This window comes from Halorhodospira sp. 9628 (genome assembly GCF_022228075.1).
Taxonomy (GTDB): domain Bacteria; phylum Pseudomonadota; class Gammaproteobacteria; order Nitrococcales; family Halorhodospiraceae; genus Halorhodospira; species Halorhodospira halophila_A.
The window spans coordinates 146,576-163,451 of record NZ_JAJNRF010000001.1 but is presented as its reverse complement, the minus strand read 5'-3'; the positions used below and the strand labels follow the sequence as shown (position 1 = coordinate 163,451).

Genomic DNA, 16,876 nt, shown 5'->3' with positions numbered 1-16,876 from the left:
AAGCGGTCCGAACGCTGAACACTGAGCACTGAACGCTTCGAGTCAATCGGAGGGGTTCAATGGAAAGTCAAAAGAAACACCCCCGCGTCTTCAGTTTCGAGTTCTTCCCGCCCAAGACGGACGAGGGGGCCGAGAACCTGAAGGCCACGCGGGAGCGCTTGGAGCGGCTGAACCCGGCCTACTTTTCGGTGACGTTCGGCGCCGGGGGGTCGACCCAGGATCGCACCTTCGAGACGGTCATCGACATCCAGCGCAGCAGCACCGCCGACGCGGCGCCCCACCTGTCGTGCATCGACGCCAGTCGGGATCGGCTCAAGCAGATGATCCTCGACTACAAGGAGCAGGGTGTGAAGTACATCGTTGCCCTGCGCGGCGATCGGCCGTCCGGCTCCGGATCCATGGGCCAGGGCGAGCTGAGTTACGCCAACGAGCTCGTCGAGCTCATCCGCGAGGTCACCGGTGACCACTTCTACATCGAGGTGGGTGCCTATCCGGAGTTCCACCCGGAGGCCCCGGACGCCCTGACCGATATTGAGAACTTCGTCCGCAAGGCCAAGGCCGGCGCGGACTCGGCAATCACGCAGTTCTTCTACAACGCGGATTGCTACTACCGCTTTGTCGAAGATTGCGAGAAGCGCGGGGTGGACATCCCGATCGTCCCCGGCATCATGCCGCTGATGAACTTCGAGCAGCAGGCGCGTTTCGCCGCGGCCTGCAAGGCCGATATGCCGCGCTGGCTGGCACAGCGGATGGAGGCCTGGAAGGATGACCCGCAGTCGCGGATGGAGTACGGCATCGACGTCGTGACGCGGCTGTGCGAGGACCTGCTGGACAACGGTGCGCCCGGTATCCACTTCTACGCCCTGAACAAGGCGCCGGTGGTCGAGCGCATCTGGCACAACCTCGGGCTGTCGGAGCAGACCGGCGGCGAGGTGCGCAAGCCGGACGAGGTCGAGGTGCCGGCGCAGCCCTGAGACCGGCGCTGCACCAGAATCGGCCGGAACGAGACCCCCGCCGGGCAGGTGCCTGGCGGGGGTCTTTTGCAATGGGCTGGGGCCGATGGGTCGGTTTTAGAGGTTCTCCTCCAGCCATTCCAGCTCCTGCCAGAGCTGCGCCGGGAGCCGGTCGCCGAACTGCGCGTAGTGATCGCGGATAAGCTCGATCTCCCGCCGCCAGCCCGGGGCGTCCACCTCCAGCAGGTCGGTGAGGGTCTCCGGGCCGATCTCCAGGTCGCTGAGGTCGACGTCGCCGGGGCGAGGCAGCCGCCCGATCGGGCTCTCGAGGGCGTCGATCTCGCCTCGGTTGCGCTGGAAGATCCACTTCAGGACCCGGGCGTTATCGGAGAAGCCCGGCCAGATGAAGCGGCCGTTGTCGTCCTTGCGGAACCAGTTGACGTGATAGATCGTCGGTAGCTGGCGTCCCGACTGCTCGCCCAGCCGGAGCCAGTGGGCGAAGTAGTCAGCCATGTTGTAGCCGCAGAACGGCAGCATGGCCATGGGATCGCGGCGCAGGGCCCCCAGGTTGCCGGTGGCAGCGGCGGTCTTCTCGCTGCCCATGACCGAGCCGAGGAAGACCCCGTGCTGCCAGTCTCGCGCCTCCTGGACCAGGGGGATGGTCTCGCCCCGGCGGCCACCGAAGATGATGGCGTCGATGGGCACACCCGCCGGGTCGTTCCACTCGGGGGCGATCGCCGGGCACTGGTGGGCCGGGGCCGTGAAGCGGGCGTTGGGATGGGCTGCCGGCTCGCCGCTGTTCGGCGTCCACGGGCGTCCTTTCCAGTCGGTGAGTTCGGCCGGCGGCTCGTCGGTCATCTCTTCCCACCAGACGTCGCCCTCGGGCGTTCCGGCGACGTTGGTAAAGATGACGTTGCCGTGGAGGGCCTCCATGGCGTTGGCGTTGGACTTGTACGAGGTGCCCGGCGCCACCCCGAAGAAGCCGGCTTCGGGGTTGATGGCGTAGAGGCGCCCGTCAGAGCCGAACTTCATCCAGGCGATGTCGTCGCCGATGGTCTCGACCTTCCAGCCCGGCATGGGCGGCCGCAGCATGGCCAGGTTGGTCTTGCCGCAGGCCGACGGGAATGCCCCGGCCATGTACTGGACGTCGCCATCGGGGCTGGTGAGCTTGAGGATCAGCATGTGCTCGGCCAGCCAGCCCTCGTCCCGGGCCATGGCCGAGGCGATGCGCAGGGCGAAGCACTTCTTGCCGAGTAGCGCGTTGCCGCCGTAGCCCGAGCCGTAGGACCAGATCTCCCGGGACTCGGGGAAGTGGACGATGTAACGGTTGTCCGGATCGCAGGGCCAGGGCACGCCGGGGTCGCCGTCACGCAGCGGATAGCCCACGGAGTGGAGGCAGGGGACGAAGCGTCCGTCACGGCCGAGGACGTCGAGCACCGGCTGACCTACACGGGTCATGATGTGCATGTTGGCCACGACGTAGGGCGAGTCGGTGAGCTGGACGCCGATGTGCGCGATCGGCGAGCCCACCGGCCCCATCGAGAAGGGAATCACGAAGAGGGTGCGGCCCTCCATGCAGCCGTCGAACAGGCCGCGGAGGTGGCTGCGCATCTCCTCCGGGTCGGCCCAGTTGTTGGTGGGGCCGACGTCGTCGGGATCGGTCGAGCAGATGAACGTGCTGTCTTCAACCCGAGCCACATCGGCCGGGTCCGAGCGAATGAGCAGGCTGTTGGGGCGTAGCTCGGGGTTGAGCCACTGGGCGGTTCCGTCGGCGACCATGAGCTGGCACATGGCCTGGTACTCGTCCCTTGACCCGTCACACCAGTGGACGTTGCTCGGTCGGCACAGCTGGCGGATCTCCTCGACCCAACGAAGCAGCTGTTGGTGTTCCGTCATGGTTCCTCCCGTGGGGCACGGCGTCGGTTTTAGCAACGACCTATCAATGAACATGATGGGTCATGGTTTCGCGATTGTTAAGTCGCAGCCTACCACGGTGTCCGCGTTTGCGGCCTGAACGGGGTGCGTTATGGTTACGGCATGAGCCAAAGACGGAACACCACCGCCGGGATGCCTATCCACCCGGGCGAGGTGCTGCTCGAGCAGTTCCTTGAGCCGGCCGGGTTGTCCCAGTACAAGCTGGCCCGCGCCATCGGCGTGCCGCCCCGGCGCATCAATGAACTGGTATTGGGCAAGCGCGGCATCTCAGCGGATACCGCGCTGCGTCTGGCCCGTTTTTTCGGCACTGCGCCGGAACTGTGGCTGCAGCTGCAGAATCAGTACGACCTGGATCGTGCGCAGATCGTTTTGCAGGGCAAGTTGGAGACGATCCAGCCGCTGGCTACCAGGGAAGGATCTCCCGGTTAGGGGCGTGCCAGAAGCGCCCCGAGTCCTCCAGGCTGACGTGGTCCATCCGGTCGATCAGCCCGGCAGCGGACTCCGGCGGGTCGATTAGGCCGTTTTGGCTGGTCATGTCCGTGCGCACCCAGCCGGGGTGTAGCAGGGCCACGGCGATCCCGCGCGGGCGTAGGTCGTGGGCCAGCGAAACGGCCGCCATGTTCACCGCGGCTTTCGACATCCTGTATCCGTAGCTATTGCCAGAGGTGTTGTCGCCGATCGAGCCCATGCGACTGGTGACGATCCCCAGTTTACCGCCGTCGCTGAGCAGGGGATGGAGAGCTTCCGCGGCCATCAGCGGGCCGAGGGCGTTGGTCTCGAACTGGGCGCGGATACCCGCCACTGCGGCCTCGTCGAGGGCGCCCAGGCGCTGGACCCGCATCAGCCCGGAGACCACCAGGACCCATTCCAGGGGTTGCCCGGACAGTTGGTCGGCCAGGGCATCGAGCGTGTCGTGCCGGGTGATGTCCACTCCTTCGTGGACCTGGGCGCCGGTGTTGCGCAACTCCTCCGAGGCGCTGCGCGCGGTAGCGATTACGTGGTCGCCGCGCGCACAAAGCTGCCGCGTGGTCTCCAGGCCGATGCCTCGGTTGGCGCCTAGGATCAATTTCGCCATTATGCTGCCTCCTAGTGGTGATCGCCCTCGGCGCGGCGCCAGAGCAGGTGGAGGATCGGGGCGGTATCGCCGCCACTCCCCCGCTCCTGCCAGAGGTCGCCGGCGGCCGCGGCGGTGGCCATCCAGCTCGCCACACAGCGGGCCTCATCCGGACCGCCGGGATGCCCCCGGTAGGCGATGACGCTGATCAGGCCGCCGGGCCTGAGCAGTTGCCGGGCGGCGTCCAGTGCCGGCCTGGTCCGCTCCGGGTGCGTCGTGACGCTTCGGTCGCCTCCGGGCAGGTAGCCGAGGTTGAACATGACGGTATCGACGCTGCCGTGCCAGTCCGGCGGCGTCAAGCCGGCAAGGTGCCGATGATCGGCCTGGACCAGGTGGCAGGCGGGCAGGTGTCCGCGTGCTGCTAGGCGAGCCCGCGTATTCTGCAGGGCGTCCCACTGCAGATCGATGACCAGGATACTGCCTCCGGGGTTGGTCTGGGCGGCCAGGAAGCAGGCATCGTGGCCGTTGCCGGCCGTGGCGTCGACCGCGCGGCCGCCACGGCCCAGCACCTGGGCCACGTGGCGGTGAGCGGTCTGCGTCAGGGGTTCGCTCATTCCGGGCGAGCGGGTGCCAGGCAACCCTCGGGCAGTGGTGCGTCCTCGAGCAGGTGCTCGGCCAGCCGCTCGGCTAGGTAGGGGGCCTGGAGCATGGCGCGGGCGCCGAGGCCGTTGAGTACGGCGGCCGGTCGGCCGGGGATTCGGCCGAGCACCGGGCAGCGCTGCGGGGTGGCCGGTCGGGTGCCGGCCCGATGCTCGACGACCTCCATCCGTGGCGGCCGAGAAAGCAAACGGGGGAGCTGGCCGAGCAGGGTTTCGCGACCGGACTCGGTGGCTGCGGCAGGGGTGTCGGGCTTGCCGTAGGTGGCGCCGAGCCGGAAGACGCCGCGCTGTCCGGGCTGCGGTGCCAGGTAGCCAGCTCGGCCATGGTAGATGTGGTTGGGGATCGGGTGCGTGGGGCGCACGGTGAGCACCTCGCCGGGGACGCACTGCAGACCGACGCCGGCCAGCCAAGGGTTGTCCGAGCCGCTGGGGCCGTCGCAGAAGACCACCTCACGGTAGCGCTGGCCCTGCCAGGTGACTCCATCGGCATCGGTTCGGAGCGCCTCGGTCGTTACCATCCCGTCGCGCAGCGAGTCCCGATCGCGCAGATAGTCGGCGACGTGACCGAGCAGCGCCGGGACGTTGACCTGCCCACCGCGGATCTCGAACCCGCCCCAGGGGTCGGCCAGAACGCCATCGTGATCGCCGGGTGAGAACTGCCGCCCGAGCCAGCGGGCAAATGCCGGGTCGAGGCTGCGCTTCTGGAATTGCCGCAGTTCTTCGCGGCCGCCGGCCATGTGCAGGATGTCGTGGGACTGCAGCAGACGCTGCCCGAAGCACCGCTCCAGGCTGCGATAGCGCCGCCACGAGCCGGCGGCGGTCTCCGCGCCGCTAGGGGGGAAGGTCAGGCGCGGACCGGCGATCGGTGTGGCCAGTCCCGGGGTGACCCGCGAGGGGGCGTCGGTCTTGCCGTCATCCACCACAGTCACCGCCGCTCCGCGTTCGAGCAGACTCAGGGCGACCAGGCTGCCGGCGAGGCCCTGGCCGACGATAAGGAAGGGGGGTTGGCTCATTGGGGACTCCTCACAGCGGTCACAGGTTGATGTTGCGGTCTTCGATCTCCGGCAGAGCAGGGCGCTCGCCACGGGCGCAGCCACGCAGCCATTCGATCTCGCGCGCCCAGCCCTCGGGGCCGGCGGGCGTCTCGAGCAGTTGTGGCAGGGCGCGGGTGCGGGCGTCGGTGACCGCGCGCTCAAAGGCGTCGGGGCCGATCTCGCCACGGCCGATAAGCGCGTGCCGATCCTTGCGACTGCCGCAGGGTGGGCGCGAGTCGTTCAGGTGCAGCGCGACCAGCCGGCGCAGGCCGATATGGGTGTCGAAGGCTGCCCACATGGCCTCCCAGCCCGTAGCGGTATGCAGCTCGTAGCCGGCGGCAAAGGCGTGTGCGGTGTCGATGCAGACCCCGAAGCGTTCCGGGGTCTCCAGCCGTTCCAGGATGGCGGCCAGCTCGGCGAAGTCGGCGCCCACGGTGGTGCCCTGGCCGGCGACGTTCTCCAGGACGAGACAGACATCCGTTTTGTCCGGGTGGTTGCGGCAGATGGCATTGAGCGTGGCCGCAATGGCCTCGATCCCGGCCTCGGTTCCGGCCTGGAGGTGGGCACCGGGATGGAAATTGAGCAGTTCAATGCCGAGCCGGTGGCAGCGCTCGAGTTCGGCTTCCAGCGCTGCCTGCGACTTGGCGTGCTTTTCCGGATCGGTGGCAGCGAGGTTGATCAGGTAGGAGGCGTGGCTCATCACCGAACCGATGCCCTGCTCCGCCCGAACGCGTCGGAAGGCTTCGGCCTCCTCGGCAGTGATCGGCTTGACCTGCCAGCTGCGCTGGTTTCGGGTGAAGACCTGGATGCTATCGCAGCCGATCTCCCGGCCGCGTTCCGGGGCGCGCTGCGGCCCGCCGGCCGCCGAGACGTGAGCGCCGAGTTCGGGCATGGCTTGTCCTCCTCGGGAAAGGGGCGCAGTCTACTAATATTGGGGTAGGCACGCATGGGTTATGACATCAGCGCGAAGGAGGTCGCAACATGTCGAAAGTGTGGGTAGTGGCAGCCGACGCAGCCCAGGCACGGGTCTTTGCCAGCGACCAGCGCTCGGGCCAGTCCCTGCAGGAGGTCGAGACTTGGGTGAACCCGGAGCTGCGTGTACCGGCCCATGAGTTGGTGACCGACCGCCCGGGTCGGATCTCGGAGTCCGCCGGAGGTGGGCGCCATGCGATGGATCCGCCCACCGACATCAAGGAGGTGGAGTCAGATCGTTTTGCCCGTGAGCTGGTGCGATGGCTTGAGCAGGCCCATCAGCAAAAGCGTTTCGAGCATCTGGTGGTGGCGGCTGCGCCGCATTTTCTCGGACAGATCCGGCATCACTTAGATGGTGGGCTGAAAGCGGCGATCAGCCATGAGGTGGACAAGGACATCTGCCACTTGGAGCGGCCCGAGCAAATCCGCAAACATCTGCCGGATTTCCTCTTCTGAGCAGCCGATGCCACACCCGCAGACAGCAAGGCCGCCCTTCGGGGCGGCCTTGCTGTATTCCACCGGTCCGTGGGGAAGACCCGGCGCCCGGGTATGGTGCCGATCAGGCGCGGGCCCTCTGGCGCTGCCCATGCCCCGACGGGGCCATGCCCAGCAGGTACTGGATCGGCGGGAAGGTCGCGGCGGCCGCGGCCAGGCCGAGCCCCACGGAGATGCCGAGCAGGCCCAGATAGTCGGTGGCTCCGTACAGGTTGGCCCAGCTCGCGCCGGTGTGGGCCGGCAGCAGGAATACCGAGATGAGGGCCACGACACCGCCCACGCCCAGGGCGCTGCCCAGGGCCCGACCGAAGTTGCGGAAGCTGCTGCCTACGCGTGCGATGAGCAGGGCCAGCAGGATAAGGTCGACGATGGCCAGGATGATGATCGCGGGCAGGGTGCCCCCGAGGAACTGGATCGCCACGGTAATGGTTTCCATAATCATGCTTCTCTACCCCCTTCGCTGGTTCAGGACATGCGGCCGTGGAGCATGGCGTTGTAGGCCGGGAGCAGCAGGTGCTCCTTCATCACCCAGGCCATCCAGTGCTCGCGGTAGGGGCTGATGAAGCCGAACGAGGGCGTCATTTCCAGATCGTAGTTGAACTCCACCAGGATCGCCTGGCCGATTTCGGTAATCAGCGGGCAGGAGGTGTAGCCGTCGAACTCGGCGGTGGGCTCCCGGTCCTGGATGACGCGGATCAGGTTCTCGACCATGACCGGGGTCATGTTCTTGACCGTGGCCGAGGTCTTGCCGATCGGCACGCCGCAGCAGTCGCCGGCTCCGAAGACGTTCGGGTAGCGCTTGTGCCGGAGCGTGTACTGATCCACCTCCAACCAGCCGCCATCAGCGTAGGGGGCTTCCCGGGCCGCGAGATCGCTCTCGCGCAGCGGCTCGGGGGCGCTCATCGACGGCGGCAGGTGGATGAAGTCGTAGGACTCGGTGTACTCCCCGTCCCCGTCCGATTCGAAGGTGACCCGCTTCTGCTCCGGCTCGATGCCCTTGACCCGGTGGTGCCAGTGCACGTCGATGTCCCGCTCCTCGGGGAAGTGGCGCTTGAGGAACTCGTCGATATCCGGTTGTGAGAACAGGCCGTCGCCCGGAGCGTAGTAATGGAGGTCGGCATTGCCGCGCATGCCTCGCTGGCGCAGGCGGTGCTCGGTGATCATGCTCATCTTCAGCGGGGCGCCGGCGCACTTGATCGCCCCCGGCGGGCGGATGAACAGGCCCTTGCCGCCTTCCTGCAGGTAGTTCTCCACCGCGTTCCAGGTGGCGGACGCGTTGCCGGGGTTGTCGTAGACGCAGCCGATGCCGTGGGAGCCGATCAGGTCGGCGCTCATGCCGTCGATGCGGTCGAAGCGCAGCTCCAGACCAGTGGTCACGACCAGGTAGTCGTACTCCAAGGTCTCGCCCTCGTCGGTGACGAGGCGGTTGTTCTCCGGGTCGTACTCGGCGACCATCGCTTTGACCCAGTTGACCCCGCTGGGGACGTAACGCTCGTTACGGTCCTCGGTCTTGCTCCGAGGCCACTCGCCGGTGGCCACCAGCGTCAGTCCGGGCTGGTAGTAGTGGTCCTCGCGGCGGTCGACGAGGGTGATCTCGGCGCCGTCCAGGGCCCGGCGCAAGCGGTTGGCGGCGTTGAGCCCGCCGGCGCCGGCACCGACGATCACGATGCGGGCGTTGGTCTGAACCGCCCGGGCCGGCTCGCTGTGGAGCAGGGTGCCCGCCCCGAGGGCGCCGGCCGCGATCGCCCCGGTGCTCATCCCGGAGAGCTTGAGGAAGTCGCGCCGGCTGCAGGCCTCCACCAGGCGCTTGAGGTCGAGCCCCTCGGACCCGGATGGGGAGTGGTCGTTCATCTCGCTCCTCCTGACTGCATGCTGCAGTTGTTTTTTGTCCGCTTGTGAAGCGCCGCGGATCGGTTATATCGATCTCTCGCGATGTTTGCTCAATGTATACGAGTGGCGGGCGCTGTCAAAGCGTCGATTTGATATTAATCATGTCAATGATGGTTCGTCGCCCCGGGGTGAGGGGGCGGCTCAGTCGCGGTGACCGCACAGTCGCGACAGCCCCTCCCGATGCCCGACCTCGTGGCTTGACGGGAGACGCGCCCCCTCCGGGTCCTGGAGCCAGGCAAGCAGGTCCGCGTGTACGCGGTCGCGCTGCAGGTCGCGGGTCAGCAGGTGATGGCCCTCCGGGTAGAGGGCCAGGCGCCACTGTCTCGGCGGGCGCTGCGGGAGCCGATGGAGCATCAGACAGGTGGGTTCTGGCGGGATGACCTCATCCTGCTCGCCGTAAAGGATCAGTGCCCGCGAGTCCAGCTGCTCGCTGGCCTCTAGGGCGCGGTCCATGAGGTCGGTGACCCCGGCCAAGGCGCGGGCACTGACTTCGCGCTGGATGAGCGGATCCTCTCGCCACTCCTCGAGGACCTCGGGGTTGTCCGTCGGATCGACCCCCAGATCCTCGCCGCTCAGGCGCAGACCGGGGGTCAGGCGTGAAGAGAGCCACAGGCCGGTGCGCTGATACCAGGGCATCGCCTCGCGCCCCCAGACCGCCGGGGCCAGGAGCGCGGTGCCGGTGATCGCCTCCGGCGATTGTTCGGCGACCAGGATCATGGCGATGGCCCCGCCCATGCTATGGCCCATGAGGTAGAGCGGGGTATCGGGGTAGCGTTCGGCCAGCAGCTCGACGGCCGTGGCGGCATCGTCGATCAGTGCCTGCCCCCCAGGCCAGGTGCCCGCGTCCCCGGTTTCACCGAAACCTCGGTGGTCGTAGGCGTAGGTGGCGACCCCGCCCTCGGCGAGGTATTCGGCAGCGAAGCGCATGCCGCGGCTATAGTCATTGAGCCCGTGCAGCGCCAGAACCACAGCGTCGGCGCTGTCGTCGTGCTCGGGGCCCCAGCGTCGGTAAGGTAGCCGGTAACCGTCGTCGGCGAGGATGTACCCCTCACCCCAGGCGGGTGTCTCGCCGGGCGGGTCTGCCGGGCCGTCCACAGCGGCGCGGCTGCAGCCGACCGCCAGCGTGGCAAGCAGCAGCGGGGTGATGGCGAGGGTCAGTCTGCGCAAGGGGGCCCCGGTTGGCTGCCTACTGGTCGCGACGGCGCATGAACAGACGCATCTGCGCCTCGAGGCTGTCGGCAAAGGAACGCGCCTCGATCTCCCGGTCGATGGCTCGGTGGAGTTCCCGCAGCTGGTCGAGGGAGAGTTCCTGCAGCCGCTGCTTGATATCGGGTTGTTTCTGCAAGGGGTCTCGGTTCATCCGTCCTGAGTTGGTTGGCGCCTGGTGGGTGGCTTGCGTCTGCGACCTGTTCCGGTGGCTCAGGCGGCCTGAGCCTCGGCGGCCAGCTCATGGATGCGATCGACCATGGCGAAGAAGCCGTCCCGCCGGTTGGGGCTGAGGTTGCGCTCCAGTCCCAGCTGGCGGAACACCTCACGGATATCGGTTCGCTGGATCTCGTCCGGCGTGGCGCCGGAGTAGGCCATGAGCACCAGCGCAATCAATCCCTTGACGATGAAAGCGTCGCTGTCGGCGAGGAAGACCAGCCGCTGCGGGTCGTTTTCATCGCGCCGGCACACCAGCCAGACGTTGCTGGTGCAGCCCTCCACCCGGTTGGCCTCAGTCCGTTCCGCCTCCGGGAATTCCGGCAGTTGCCGGCCCAGGTCGATCAGGATGCGGTAGCGTTCCTCCCAGTCCTCAATGAACTCGAAGGTCTCCTTTAACTCGTTGAGATCCATAGGCTTTTGTCGTGATCGGAGTCTGGCCGGTGCGGTGGGTCCGGCACCGGGCGGAGTACAGATAGGGATCTATAGGATAATACGTTACGACCGATTCCGCGAGGCCGTCCGCCGTGCGTAGACGGTGATCTCCTCACGGTCGTGATAGAGCTGCGCGGCGTGCACCCGCGCGCCGGTGGCTCGGATCGCCTCCAGGGCGTGGCGCACGGTCTCCAGTGGACGGCGCATGGGCAGCTTCAGATTGAATACTGCCGCCCTGGCCCGCGCCTCGCGCAGCCACTGTGCCATCAGGCGTGTGATCCCCTGCGGCCGGTCCACGACGTCGCAGACCAGCCAGTCCACCTCCGCTCGTGTCCGGAAGCGGAAGGCGTCGGTACGCCGGTGTTCGACACCGGGATCTTGGGCAAGGTCCGGGGCGAGCGGGCCGTTATCGATGGCGGTCACGGTGAGCCCGCGCTCGCGCAGCAGCCAGGTCCAGCCGCCCGGGGCCGCCCCGAGGTCCACGGCGTGTTCGCCGGGGTAGGGCTGCTCGTGCTCCGGAACCAGGCGGTGGAGCGCCTCCTCGAGCTTGAGCACCGAGCGGCTTGGCGCGCTTCGCGGCATCCGCAGCCGGGGGATGCCGCCCGGCCAACCGCTGGCAGGGCCGACACCGGCTAAGCAGTGGCGGGAGTCGGGGAACAGCAGGCGCAGACGCTGCTGCGGATCGCCGGCAGTCACCCCGGCCTGAGTCAGCGCGTGGCGCAGGGGGCCAGCGAAGCGTCGGCAGAAGCGGGCCAGGGGACGGCCTTCGTCGCTGTCCGGGTACTCGAGCCATGGGGAGGCACCGCCGGTCGCCGGGGGCAGCGCCGCCGCAATGGCTTCCGCGCGGCCGCCTTCCGGGAGCCCCTGCAGCTCGTCGAATAGGCCGGCTGCAGCGCGTGCAAAGACCAATGGCGGTGGCTGTTGCGGGGCGTCCCCGGCCGGGGCGTGGAAGACCACATAGGCGCTCTGCTCCCGTGCCCGGCAATAGCCGTGTACGCCGATTTCGCGCGCCGCTGCGGTAGCCTCGGAGGCGAGGCTCTGCTCGTAGCCGGCGCGGCAGTGGAGGATCCAACCTTGCCATTCCATGGCCCCATTGTACGGGTAGCGAGCCCGCCCCGGGGGCGACTATGCTGAGAAGGCGCATTCGTACCGTGCCTGAGGGGTATACCCATGGAAACCGTTCTTATTGTCGTCCTCGCCGTGCTGCTTTCGATCGTCGTCTCGGCGATCCGGGTCCTGCGCGAGTACGAGCGAGGTGTGATCTTCCAGCTCGGGCGTTTCTGGAGCGTTAAGGGCCCGGGCCTGATCCTGGTCATCCCCTTCATCCAGCAGATGGTCCGCGTCGACCTGCGCACGGTGGTCATGGACGTACCGAGCCAGGATGTGATCTCGCGGGATAACGTCTCGGTCGGCGTCAACGCGGTGCTCTACTTCCGCGTCATCGACCCGCAGCGGGCCATTATCAATGTTGAGGACTACCTCTCGGCGGTCAGTCAGCTGGCGCAGACCACGCTGCGATCGGTGCTTGGCCAGCACGAGCTCGACGAGATGCTGGCCGAGCGGGACAAGCTCAACGCGCACATCCAGGAGATCCTGGATCAGCAGACGGACTACTGGGGCGTGAAGGTGGCCAACGTGGAGATCAAGCACGTCGATATCGACGAGTCGATGATCCGGGCCATCGCTCAGCAGGCCGAGGCCGAGCGTGCCCGGCGGGCCAAGGTCATCCACGCCGAAGGCGAGATGCAGGCGGCCGAGAAGCTGCGGGATGCCGCCGAGGTGCTCGGCCAGAGCCCGGCCTCGCTGCAGCTGCGCTACCTGCAGACGCTGGTCACCGTGGCCAACGAGAATGAGAGTTCTTCGATCGTCTTCCCGCTTCCGCTGGAGCTGTTGCGTGCCTTTGGATACAGCGAGGGGCACGGGCCTGGTAGCGGTGCCCACGGGCAGGGGACGACCACCGGTGATGGAGGTGCGCGCTGAGCCGACGGCGGAGCCAGGGGGTCGAAGGTGGGGAGCGCCGGGGACGGCCGCGGCAGCGGCCCGCCCCCGGCGCCGAGGATGCCGCGCAGATCGAGGGCTTTCTCGACGCCCTGTGGGCCGAGCAGGGGCTTTCCGATGCGACCCTGTCGGCCTATCGCTCGGACCTGGAGGGGTTTGCCGCGTTCCTTGACCGGCGCCACGGGGGCGGGCTTGCCACGGCGCAGCGCAGCGATGTCTTGGCCTATCTGGCCGAGCGGGTGGCCGCCGGGGCGCGGCCGCGGACCACGGCGCGTCTGCTCAGCAGCCTGCGCCGCTTCTATCGCCGGCTGGTATCGACCGGGGTCCGTGGCGAGGATCCCACCGCCGAGGTCGAGGCGCCCCGTCTCGGCCACCCCCTGCCGGGCACGCTGACCGAGCGCCAGGTCGAGGCCCTGCTTGCTGCGCCGGATACCGACGAGCCGCTGGGACTGCGGGACCGCTGTCTGCTTGAGGTGCTCTACGCCACCGGGCTTCGGGTCTCGGAGCTGGTGGCATTGCGGGTGGACGGGGTAAGCCTGCGCCAGGGTCTGGTGCGGGTCGTCGGCAAGGGGGGGCGGGAGCGTCTGGTCCCGCTAGGCGAGGAGGCCCTGGACTGGCTGCGCCGATACCTGGATGAGGTGCGTCCGCTGCTGCTTGGTGGTCGGGTGGCCGAAGCCCTATTCGTGACGCGCCGCGGAGAAGGGCTGACGCGTCAGGCCTTCTGGTACCGGGTCAAGCGCTACGCCGTCGAAGCGGGGATCGATCCGGCCATCTCGCCCCACACGCTGCGCCATTCCTTCGCCACGCATCTGCTCAACCACGGTGCGGATCTGCGTGCTGTACAGATGCTGCTGGGCCACGCCGATCTGTCCACCACCCAGATCTACACCCACGTGGCCCGGCAGCGTCTGCAACAGCTCCATGCCGCGCACCACCCGCGCGGCTGAACCCGGCCGGAGGCTCAGCGCTCCAGGTGCTGGAGCTTGTCCGGCTTGCCGTCCCACTCCTCGGCGTCCGGCGGCGGATCCTTCTTCTCGGTGATCAGCGGCCACTTCTGGGCGAGCTCGGCGTTGAGCTCTAGGAAGTGCTCCATGGACGGCGGCAGGTCGTCCTCGGAGTAGATAGCCTCGGCCGGGCACTCCGGCTCGCAGAGGGTGCAGTCGATGCACTCATCCGGGTCGATGACCAGGAAGTTCGGCCCCTCGTGGAAGCAGTCCACGGGGCAGACCTCCACGCAGTCGGTGTACTTGCACTTGATGCAGTTCTCGGTGACGACGTAGGTCATGTAACTGGCTCCGTTGCCGTTTCAGGTCCTTCACCTGGGAGGTGATGGTGCCCAACCGGGCACCCTACCCGCGGCGAGCATTCTAACGACTCATGCACCGCGGTCCTACTCCTCGCACTGTCCCTTCAGCCAATAGATGGTCTCGAGGGCTTCCCGCGGGGTCAGCCCATCCGGGTCAAGGTTTTCGACCGCCGTGCGGACCGGGTCCGGTTCGGGCTCCGGCTGCGCCGGCGGCTGCAGGACCGGTTCGGGGCCGAACAGCGGCAGCTGGGCGGAGCCGCTGTCGTCGCCATCGCCCGACTCGAGGCTGCGCAGCTTCTCCCGAGCTGCCTGGAGGACCTCCTGCGGGACCCCGGCGAGGGCGGCCACCTGCAGTCCGTAGCTCTGGTTGGCGGGGCCGTCGCGCACGGCGTGCAGGAAGACGATGCGTTCGCCGTGTTCGGCGGCCTCCAGGTGGACATTGATGACCCCGGGGTGGATTTGCTCCAGGGCGGTCATCTCAAAGTAGTGGGTGGCGAACAGCGTGAAGGCCCGGATGCGCGTGGCGAGGCGCTCGGCCGTCGCCCAGGCCAGGGCCAGGCCATCGAAGGTGCTGGTGCCGCGGCCGATCTCGTCCATCAGCACCAGGCTCTCGGCGGTGGCGTTGTGGAGGATGTTGGCCGTTTCGGTCATTTCCACCATGAAGGTGGAGCGGCCCGAGGCAAGGTCGTCGGCGGCACCGATGCGCGTGAAGATGCGGTCGATGGGGCCCAGGACCGCGCGTTGCGCCGGGACGAAGGCGCCGGCGTAGGCTAACAGCGTGATCAGGGCGGTCTGCCGCATGTACGTCGATTTGCCGCCCATGTTCGGACCGGTGATCAGCAGCATGCGCCGGCGGTTGTCCAGGCGGACGTCATTGGGCACAAAGGGGGCATCCAGGGCCTGTTCGACGACCGGGTGCCGGCCGCCCTCGATGCGTACCCCGGGGGTGTCGGCCAGCTCCGGCTGGACATAGTCGAGGGTCCGGGCCCGCTCGGCAAAGGCGGCCAGGGCGTCTAGCTCGGCCAGTGCGGCGGCGCTGTGCTGGAGGGGGGTTAGCTCGGTGGCGAGGCCGGCAACCAGCTCTTCGTAGAGCGCCTTCTCGCGGGCCAGGGCGCGCTCGCGGGCGGAAAGGACCTGCTCTTCGAAGCGCTTGAGTTCCGGGGTGATGAACCGCTCGGCCGCCTTGAGGGTTTGGCGGCGGGTGTAGCGCTCCGGCATTTGGCTGCTCTGGCTGCGGCTGACCTCGATGTAGTAGCCGTGGACTCGGTTGAAGCCCACCTTGAGGGTCGGGATCCCGGTGGCCGCCCGCTCCTCGGCCTCCAGCGCAGCCAGGTAGTCATCGGCATTGCGCGACATCGAGCGCAGCTCATCGAGTTCGCCGTCGAAGCCGTCAGCAATGACGCCGCCGTCACGCACGGTTGCCGGCGGTGCATCGATGATCGCCCGCTGCAGCAGGTCGACGGTCTTCGGGTGTTCATCGAGCTCGACCCCAAGCTCCTGCAGGCGGTGGCTGTTGAGCTGCCCGAGAAGGATCTGCAGCTGGGGCAGACGCTCCAGCGCATCGCGCAGGCCGGTCAGATCCCGGGGGCGCGCCGTGCCGAGGGCGACCCGGGCGAGGATGCGCTCGACGTCGGCGCAGCCTTCTAGGGCGTTGCGCACGTCGGCGAAGGCACCGTCGGCCAGGGCAGCCACGGCGGCATGGCGGGCAGCGATGGTCCCGCTCTGACGCAGGGGGCGTTGGAGCCAACGGCGCAGCAGCCGGCCGCCCATCGCGGTGACGCTGGTGTCCATCACCGAAGCCAGGGTGTGCTCGGTCCCCCCGGAGAGGTTGCGCTCGATCTCCAGGTTGCGCCGGCTGGCGGCGTCGATGGTGATGGCCTCGTCCCTCGACTCGACGGTCAGGGCGCCCACGTGGGGCAGGGCAGCCCGCTGAGTCTCATTAATGTACTGCAGGAGCGCACCGGCGGCGGTCACCGGGGCGTGCAGCTCCTCGGCGCCGAAACCGGAGAGGTCGTGAGTGCCCAGCTGGCGCAGGAGCAGGCGCCGGGCTGTATCGTGCTCGAAGTGCCACGGCGGGCGGCGCTGTGCCACGCATCCCCCCTCCGGCGCCGGAGTCTGGTCATCATCGGGGAGGATGAGTTCCGCGGGCCTTAGGCGCTCGAGCTCGGCAGCGAGGGACTCCTGGTCGGGTGCTTCGAGCACCGAGAAGCGCCCGGAGGAGAGCTCTAGGGAAGCCACGCCGAATCGGCCCTTGGGCCCTGGGGCCACGGCGGTGAGCAGGTTGGCACTGCGCTCCTCGAGCAGGGCGTCCTCGGTCAGGGTGCCGGGGGTGACCACCCGCACCACCTGGCGCTCCACCGGCCCCTTCGCGGCGTTGGGATCGCCGATCTGCTCGCAGATGGCCACCGACTCGCCGAGCCGGACCAGGCGGGCGAGGTAGCTCTCGACGGACTGGACTGGCACGCCGGCCATCGGGATCGGCGCGCCCGCTGATTCGCCCCGGGTGGTCAGGGTGATGTCGAGGAGTTTCGCGGCGCGCTCGGCATCCTCATAAAATAGTTCGTAGAAATCACCCATCCGGTAGAACAGCAGAGTCTCCGGATACTCCGACTTGATGCGCAGGAACTGTCGCATCATCGGGGTGTGTCCGGCGCCTGCCTCGGCGGTTTCGGCCTCTTGGGTAGCTGCTGCCATGGGGTGATTCCGGTGCCGCGTTGGATGAG

General features: G+C 68.0%; 18 protein-coding genes. 5 read left to right on the top strand and 13 right to left on the bottom strand.

Going from position 1 to position 16,876, the window contains the following annotated elements:
• Window positions 1-59 precede the first annotated feature (59 nt).
• On the top strand, window positions 60-974 hold the full coding sequence (metF, locus tag LRG10_RS00760) for a methylenetetrahydrofolate reductase [NAD(P)H] (protein ID WP_201171167.1): 915 nt from the start codon (window positions 60-62) through the stop codon (window positions 972-974).
• Window positions 975-1,070: 96 nt separating this feature from the next.
• On the opposite strand, the gene LRG10_RS00755 is transcribed toward metF, so the two are convergent.
• Complete coding sequence (locus tag LRG10_RS00755) at window positions 1,071-2,849, bottom strand: phosphoenolpyruvate carboxykinase (GTP) (protein WP_201171165.1); 1,779 nt, start codon at window positions 2,847-2,849, stop codon at window positions 1,071-1,073.
• 141 nt (window positions 2,850-2,990) lie between these two features.
• On the opposite strand from LRG10_RS00755, the gene LRG10_RS00750 reads away from it, so the two are divergent.
• Complete coding sequence (locus tag LRG10_RS00750; protein WP_201171163.1) at window positions 2,991-3,317, top strand: HigA family addiction module antitoxin; 327 nt, start codon at window positions 2,991-2,993, stop codon at window positions 3,315-3,317.
• Here LRG10_RS00750 and LRG10_RS00745 read toward each other — a convergent pair.
• Genes LRG10_RS00745 through LRG10_RS00730 form a run of 4 tightly spaced genes read right to left on the bottom strand, consistent with a single transcriptional unit; the run spans window position 3,292 to window position 6,527 of the window.
• Window positions 3,292-3,963 (bottom strand): SDR family oxidoreductase, encoded by a 672-nt coding sequence (locus LRG10_RS00745; RefSeq protein ID WP_238632506.1) that lies wholly within the window; start codon window positions 3,961-3,963, stop codon window positions 3,292-3,294. The two genes, LRG10_RS00750 and LRG10_RS00745, sit on opposite strands and share 26 nt — an antisense overlap.
• 11 nt (window positions 3,964-3,974) lie before the next feature.
• Window positions 3,975-4,556, bottom strand: a complete 582-nt coding sequence (locus tag LRG10_RS00740) for a class I SAM-dependent methyltransferase (RefSeq protein WP_201171155.1) — start codon at window positions 4,554-4,556, stop codon at window positions 3,975-3,977.
• A complete protein-coding gene (locus tag LRG10_RS00735; RefSeq protein WP_201171154.1) occupies window positions 4,553-5,614 on the bottom strand; it encodes an FAD-binding oxidoreductase in 1,062 nt (353 codons plus the stop codon). The genes LRG10_RS00740 and LRG10_RS00735 overlap by 4 nt, the downstream gene beginning before the upstream one ends.
• A gap of 19 nt (window positions 5,615-5,633) precedes the next feature.
• Complete coding sequence (locus LRG10_RS00730; protein ID WP_201171153.1) at window positions 5,634-6,527, bottom strand: deoxyribonuclease IV; 894 nt, start codon at window positions 6,525-6,527, stop codon at window positions 5,634-5,636.
• 89 nt (window positions 6,528-6,616) lie between these two features.
• On the opposite strand from LRG10_RS00730, the gene LRG10_RS00725 reads away from it, so the two are divergent.
• Complete coding sequence (locus tag LRG10_RS00725) at window positions 6,617-7,063, top strand: host attachment protein (RefSeq protein WP_201171150.1); 447 nt, start codon at window positions 6,617-6,619, stop codon at window positions 7,061-7,063.
• A gap of 103 nt (window positions 7,064-7,166) precedes the next feature.
• Here LRG10_RS00725 and LRG10_RS00720 read toward each other — a convergent pair whose 3' ends face one another.
• From LRG10_RS00720 to rlmM, 6 genes are all read right to left on the bottom strand, one after another.
• Window positions 7,167-7,538 carry a hypothetical protein gene (locus LRG10_RS00720; RefSeq protein WP_238632504.1) on the bottom strand — a complete coding sequence of 124 codons (372 nt, stop codon included), beginning with the start codon at window positions 7,536-7,538 and terminating at the stop codon, window positions 7,167-7,169.
• A 29-nt stretch (window positions 7,539-7,567) separates the two neighbouring features.
• Window positions 7,568-8,953, bottom strand: a complete 1,386-nt coding sequence (locus LRG10_RS00715) for an NAD(P)/FAD-dependent oxidoreductase (RefSeq protein WP_201171137.1) — start codon at window positions 8,951-8,953, stop codon at window positions 7,568-7,570.
• 180 nt (window positions 8,954-9,133) lie between these two features.
• The gene (locus tag LRG10_RS00710; RefSeq protein WP_238634423.1) at window positions 9,134-10,159 is read right to left on the bottom strand and encodes an alpha/beta hydrolase; all 1,026 of its coding nucleotides are present in this window, start codon (window positions 10,157-10,159) and stop codon (window positions 9,134-9,136) included.
• A 19-nt stretch (window positions 10,160-10,178) separates the two neighbouring features.
• On the bottom strand, window positions 10,179-10,337 hold the full coding sequence (locus LRG10_RS00705) for a hypothetical protein (protein ID WP_201171187.1): 159 nt from the start codon (window positions 10,335-10,337) through the stop codon (window positions 10,179-10,181).
• Between the two features lie 74 nt (window positions 10,338-10,411).
• Window positions 10,412-10,828, bottom strand: a complete 417-nt coding sequence (locus LRG10_RS00700) for a SufE family protein (protein ID WP_201171135.1) — start codon at window positions 10,826-10,828, stop codon at window positions 10,412-10,414.
• Window positions 10,829-10,912: 84 nt separating this feature from the next.
• Window positions 10,913-11,935, bottom strand: coding sequence for a 23S rRNA (cytidine(2498)-2'-O)-methyltransferase RlmM (gene rlmM / locus LRG10_RS00695; RefSeq protein WP_238634421.1), 1,023 nt, complete (start codon window positions 11,933-11,935; stop codon window positions 10,913-10,915).
• Window positions 11,936-12,019: 84 nt separating this feature from the next.
• Here rlmM and LRG10_RS00690 point away from each other — a divergent pair, with 84 nt between their 5' ends.
• Both LRG10_RS00690 and xerD read left to right on the top strand, forming a co-directional pair.
• The gene (locus LRG10_RS00690; protein WP_201171132.1) at window positions 12,020-12,829 is read left to right on the top strand and encodes a slipin family protein; all 810 of its coding nucleotides are present in this window, start codon (window positions 12,020-12,022) and stop codon (window positions 12,827-12,829) included.
• A gap of 89 nt (window positions 12,830-12,918) precedes the next feature.
• Complete coding sequence (gene xerD, locus LRG10_RS00685; RefSeq protein ID WP_238632550.1) at window positions 12,919-13,794, top strand: site-specific tyrosine recombinase XerD; 876 nt, start codon at window positions 12,919-12,921, stop codon at window positions 13,792-13,794.
• Between the two features lie 14 nt (window positions 13,795-13,808).
• Here xerD and fdxA read toward each other — a convergent pair whose 3' ends face one another.
• Together fdxA and mutS are read right to left on the bottom strand one after the other, a co-directional pair.
• Entirely contained in the window at window positions 13,809-14,132 is a 324-nt protein-coding gene (fdxA, locus tag LRG10_RS00680) for a ferredoxin FdxA (RefSeq protein ID WP_011814444.1), read from the bottom strand.
• Window positions 14,133-14,237: 105 nt separating this feature from the next.
• Window positions 14,238-16,847 carry a DNA mismatch repair protein MutS gene (gene mutS, locus LRG10_RS00675; protein ID WP_238634419.1) on the bottom strand — a complete coding sequence of 870 codons (2,610 nt, stop codon included), beginning with the start codon at window positions 16,845-16,847 and terminating at the stop codon, window positions 14,238-14,240.
• Between the last annotated feature and the right edge of the window lie 29 nt (window positions 16,848-16,876).

What these genes read in the sequence shown, in the direction of transcription:
- metF (WP_201171167.1), top strand. Translation starts at nt 60, where the DNA reads ATGGAAAGTCAAAAGAAACACCCCCGCGTCTTCAGTTTCGAGTTCTTC.
- LRG10_RS00755 (WP_201171165.1), bottom strand. Translation starts at nt 2,849, where the DNA reads ATGACGGAACACCAACAGCTGCTTCGTTGGGTCGAGGAGATCCGCCAG.
- LRG10_RS00750 (WP_201171163.1), top strand. Translation starts at nt 2,991, where the DNA reads ATGAGCCAAAGACGGAACACCACCGCCGGGATGCCTATCCACCCGGGC.
- LRG10_RS00745 (WP_238632506.1), bottom strand. Translation starts at nt 3,963, where the DNA reads ATGGCGAAATTGATCCTAGGCGCCAACCGAGGCATCGGCCTGGAGACC.
- LRG10_RS00740 (WP_201171155.1), bottom strand. Translation starts at nt 4,556, where the DNA reads ATGAGCGAACCCCTGACGCAGACCGCTCACCGCCACGTGGCCCAGGTG.
- LRG10_RS00735 (WP_201171154.1), bottom strand. Translation starts at nt 5,614, where the DNA reads ATGAGCCAACCCCCCTTCCTTATCGTCGGCCAGGGCCTCGCCGGCAGC.
- LRG10_RS00730 (WP_201171153.1), bottom strand. Translation starts at nt 6,527, where the DNA reads ATGCCCGAACTCGGCGCTCACGTCTCGGCGGCCGGCGGGCCGCAGCGC.
- LRG10_RS00725 (WP_201171150.1), top strand. Translation starts at nt 6,617, where the DNA reads ATGTCGAAAGTGTGGGTAGTGGCAGCCGACGCAGCCCAGGCACGGGTC.
- LRG10_RS00720 (WP_238632504.1), bottom strand. Translation starts at nt 7,538, where the DNA reads ATGGAAACCATTACCGTGGCGATCCAGTTCCTCGGGGGCACCCTGCCC.
- LRG10_RS00715 (WP_201171137.1), bottom strand. Translation starts at nt 8,953, where the DNA reads ATGAACGACCACTCCCCATCCGGGTCCGAGGGGCTCGACCTCAAGCGC.
- LRG10_RS00700 (WP_201171135.1), bottom strand. Translation starts at nt 10,828, where the DNA reads ATGGATCTCAACGAGTTAAAGGAGACCTTCGAGTTCATTGAGGACTGG.
- rlmM (WP_238634421.1), bottom strand. Translation starts at nt 11,935, where the DNA reads ATGGAATGGCAAGGTTGGATCCTCCACTGCCGCGCCGGCTACGAGCAG.
- LRG10_RS00690 (WP_201171132.1), top strand. Translation starts at nt 12,020, where the DNA reads ATGGAAACCGTTCTTATTGTCGTCCTCGCCGTGCTGCTTTCGATCGTC.
- fdxA (WP_011814444.1), bottom strand. Translation starts at nt 14,132, where the DNA reads ATGACCTACGTCGTCACCGAGAACTGCATCAAGTGCAAGTACACCGAC.
- mutS (WP_238634419.1), bottom strand. Translation starts at nt 16,847, where the DNA reads ATGGCAGCAGCTACCCAAGAGGCCGAAACCGCCGAGGCAGGCGCCGGA.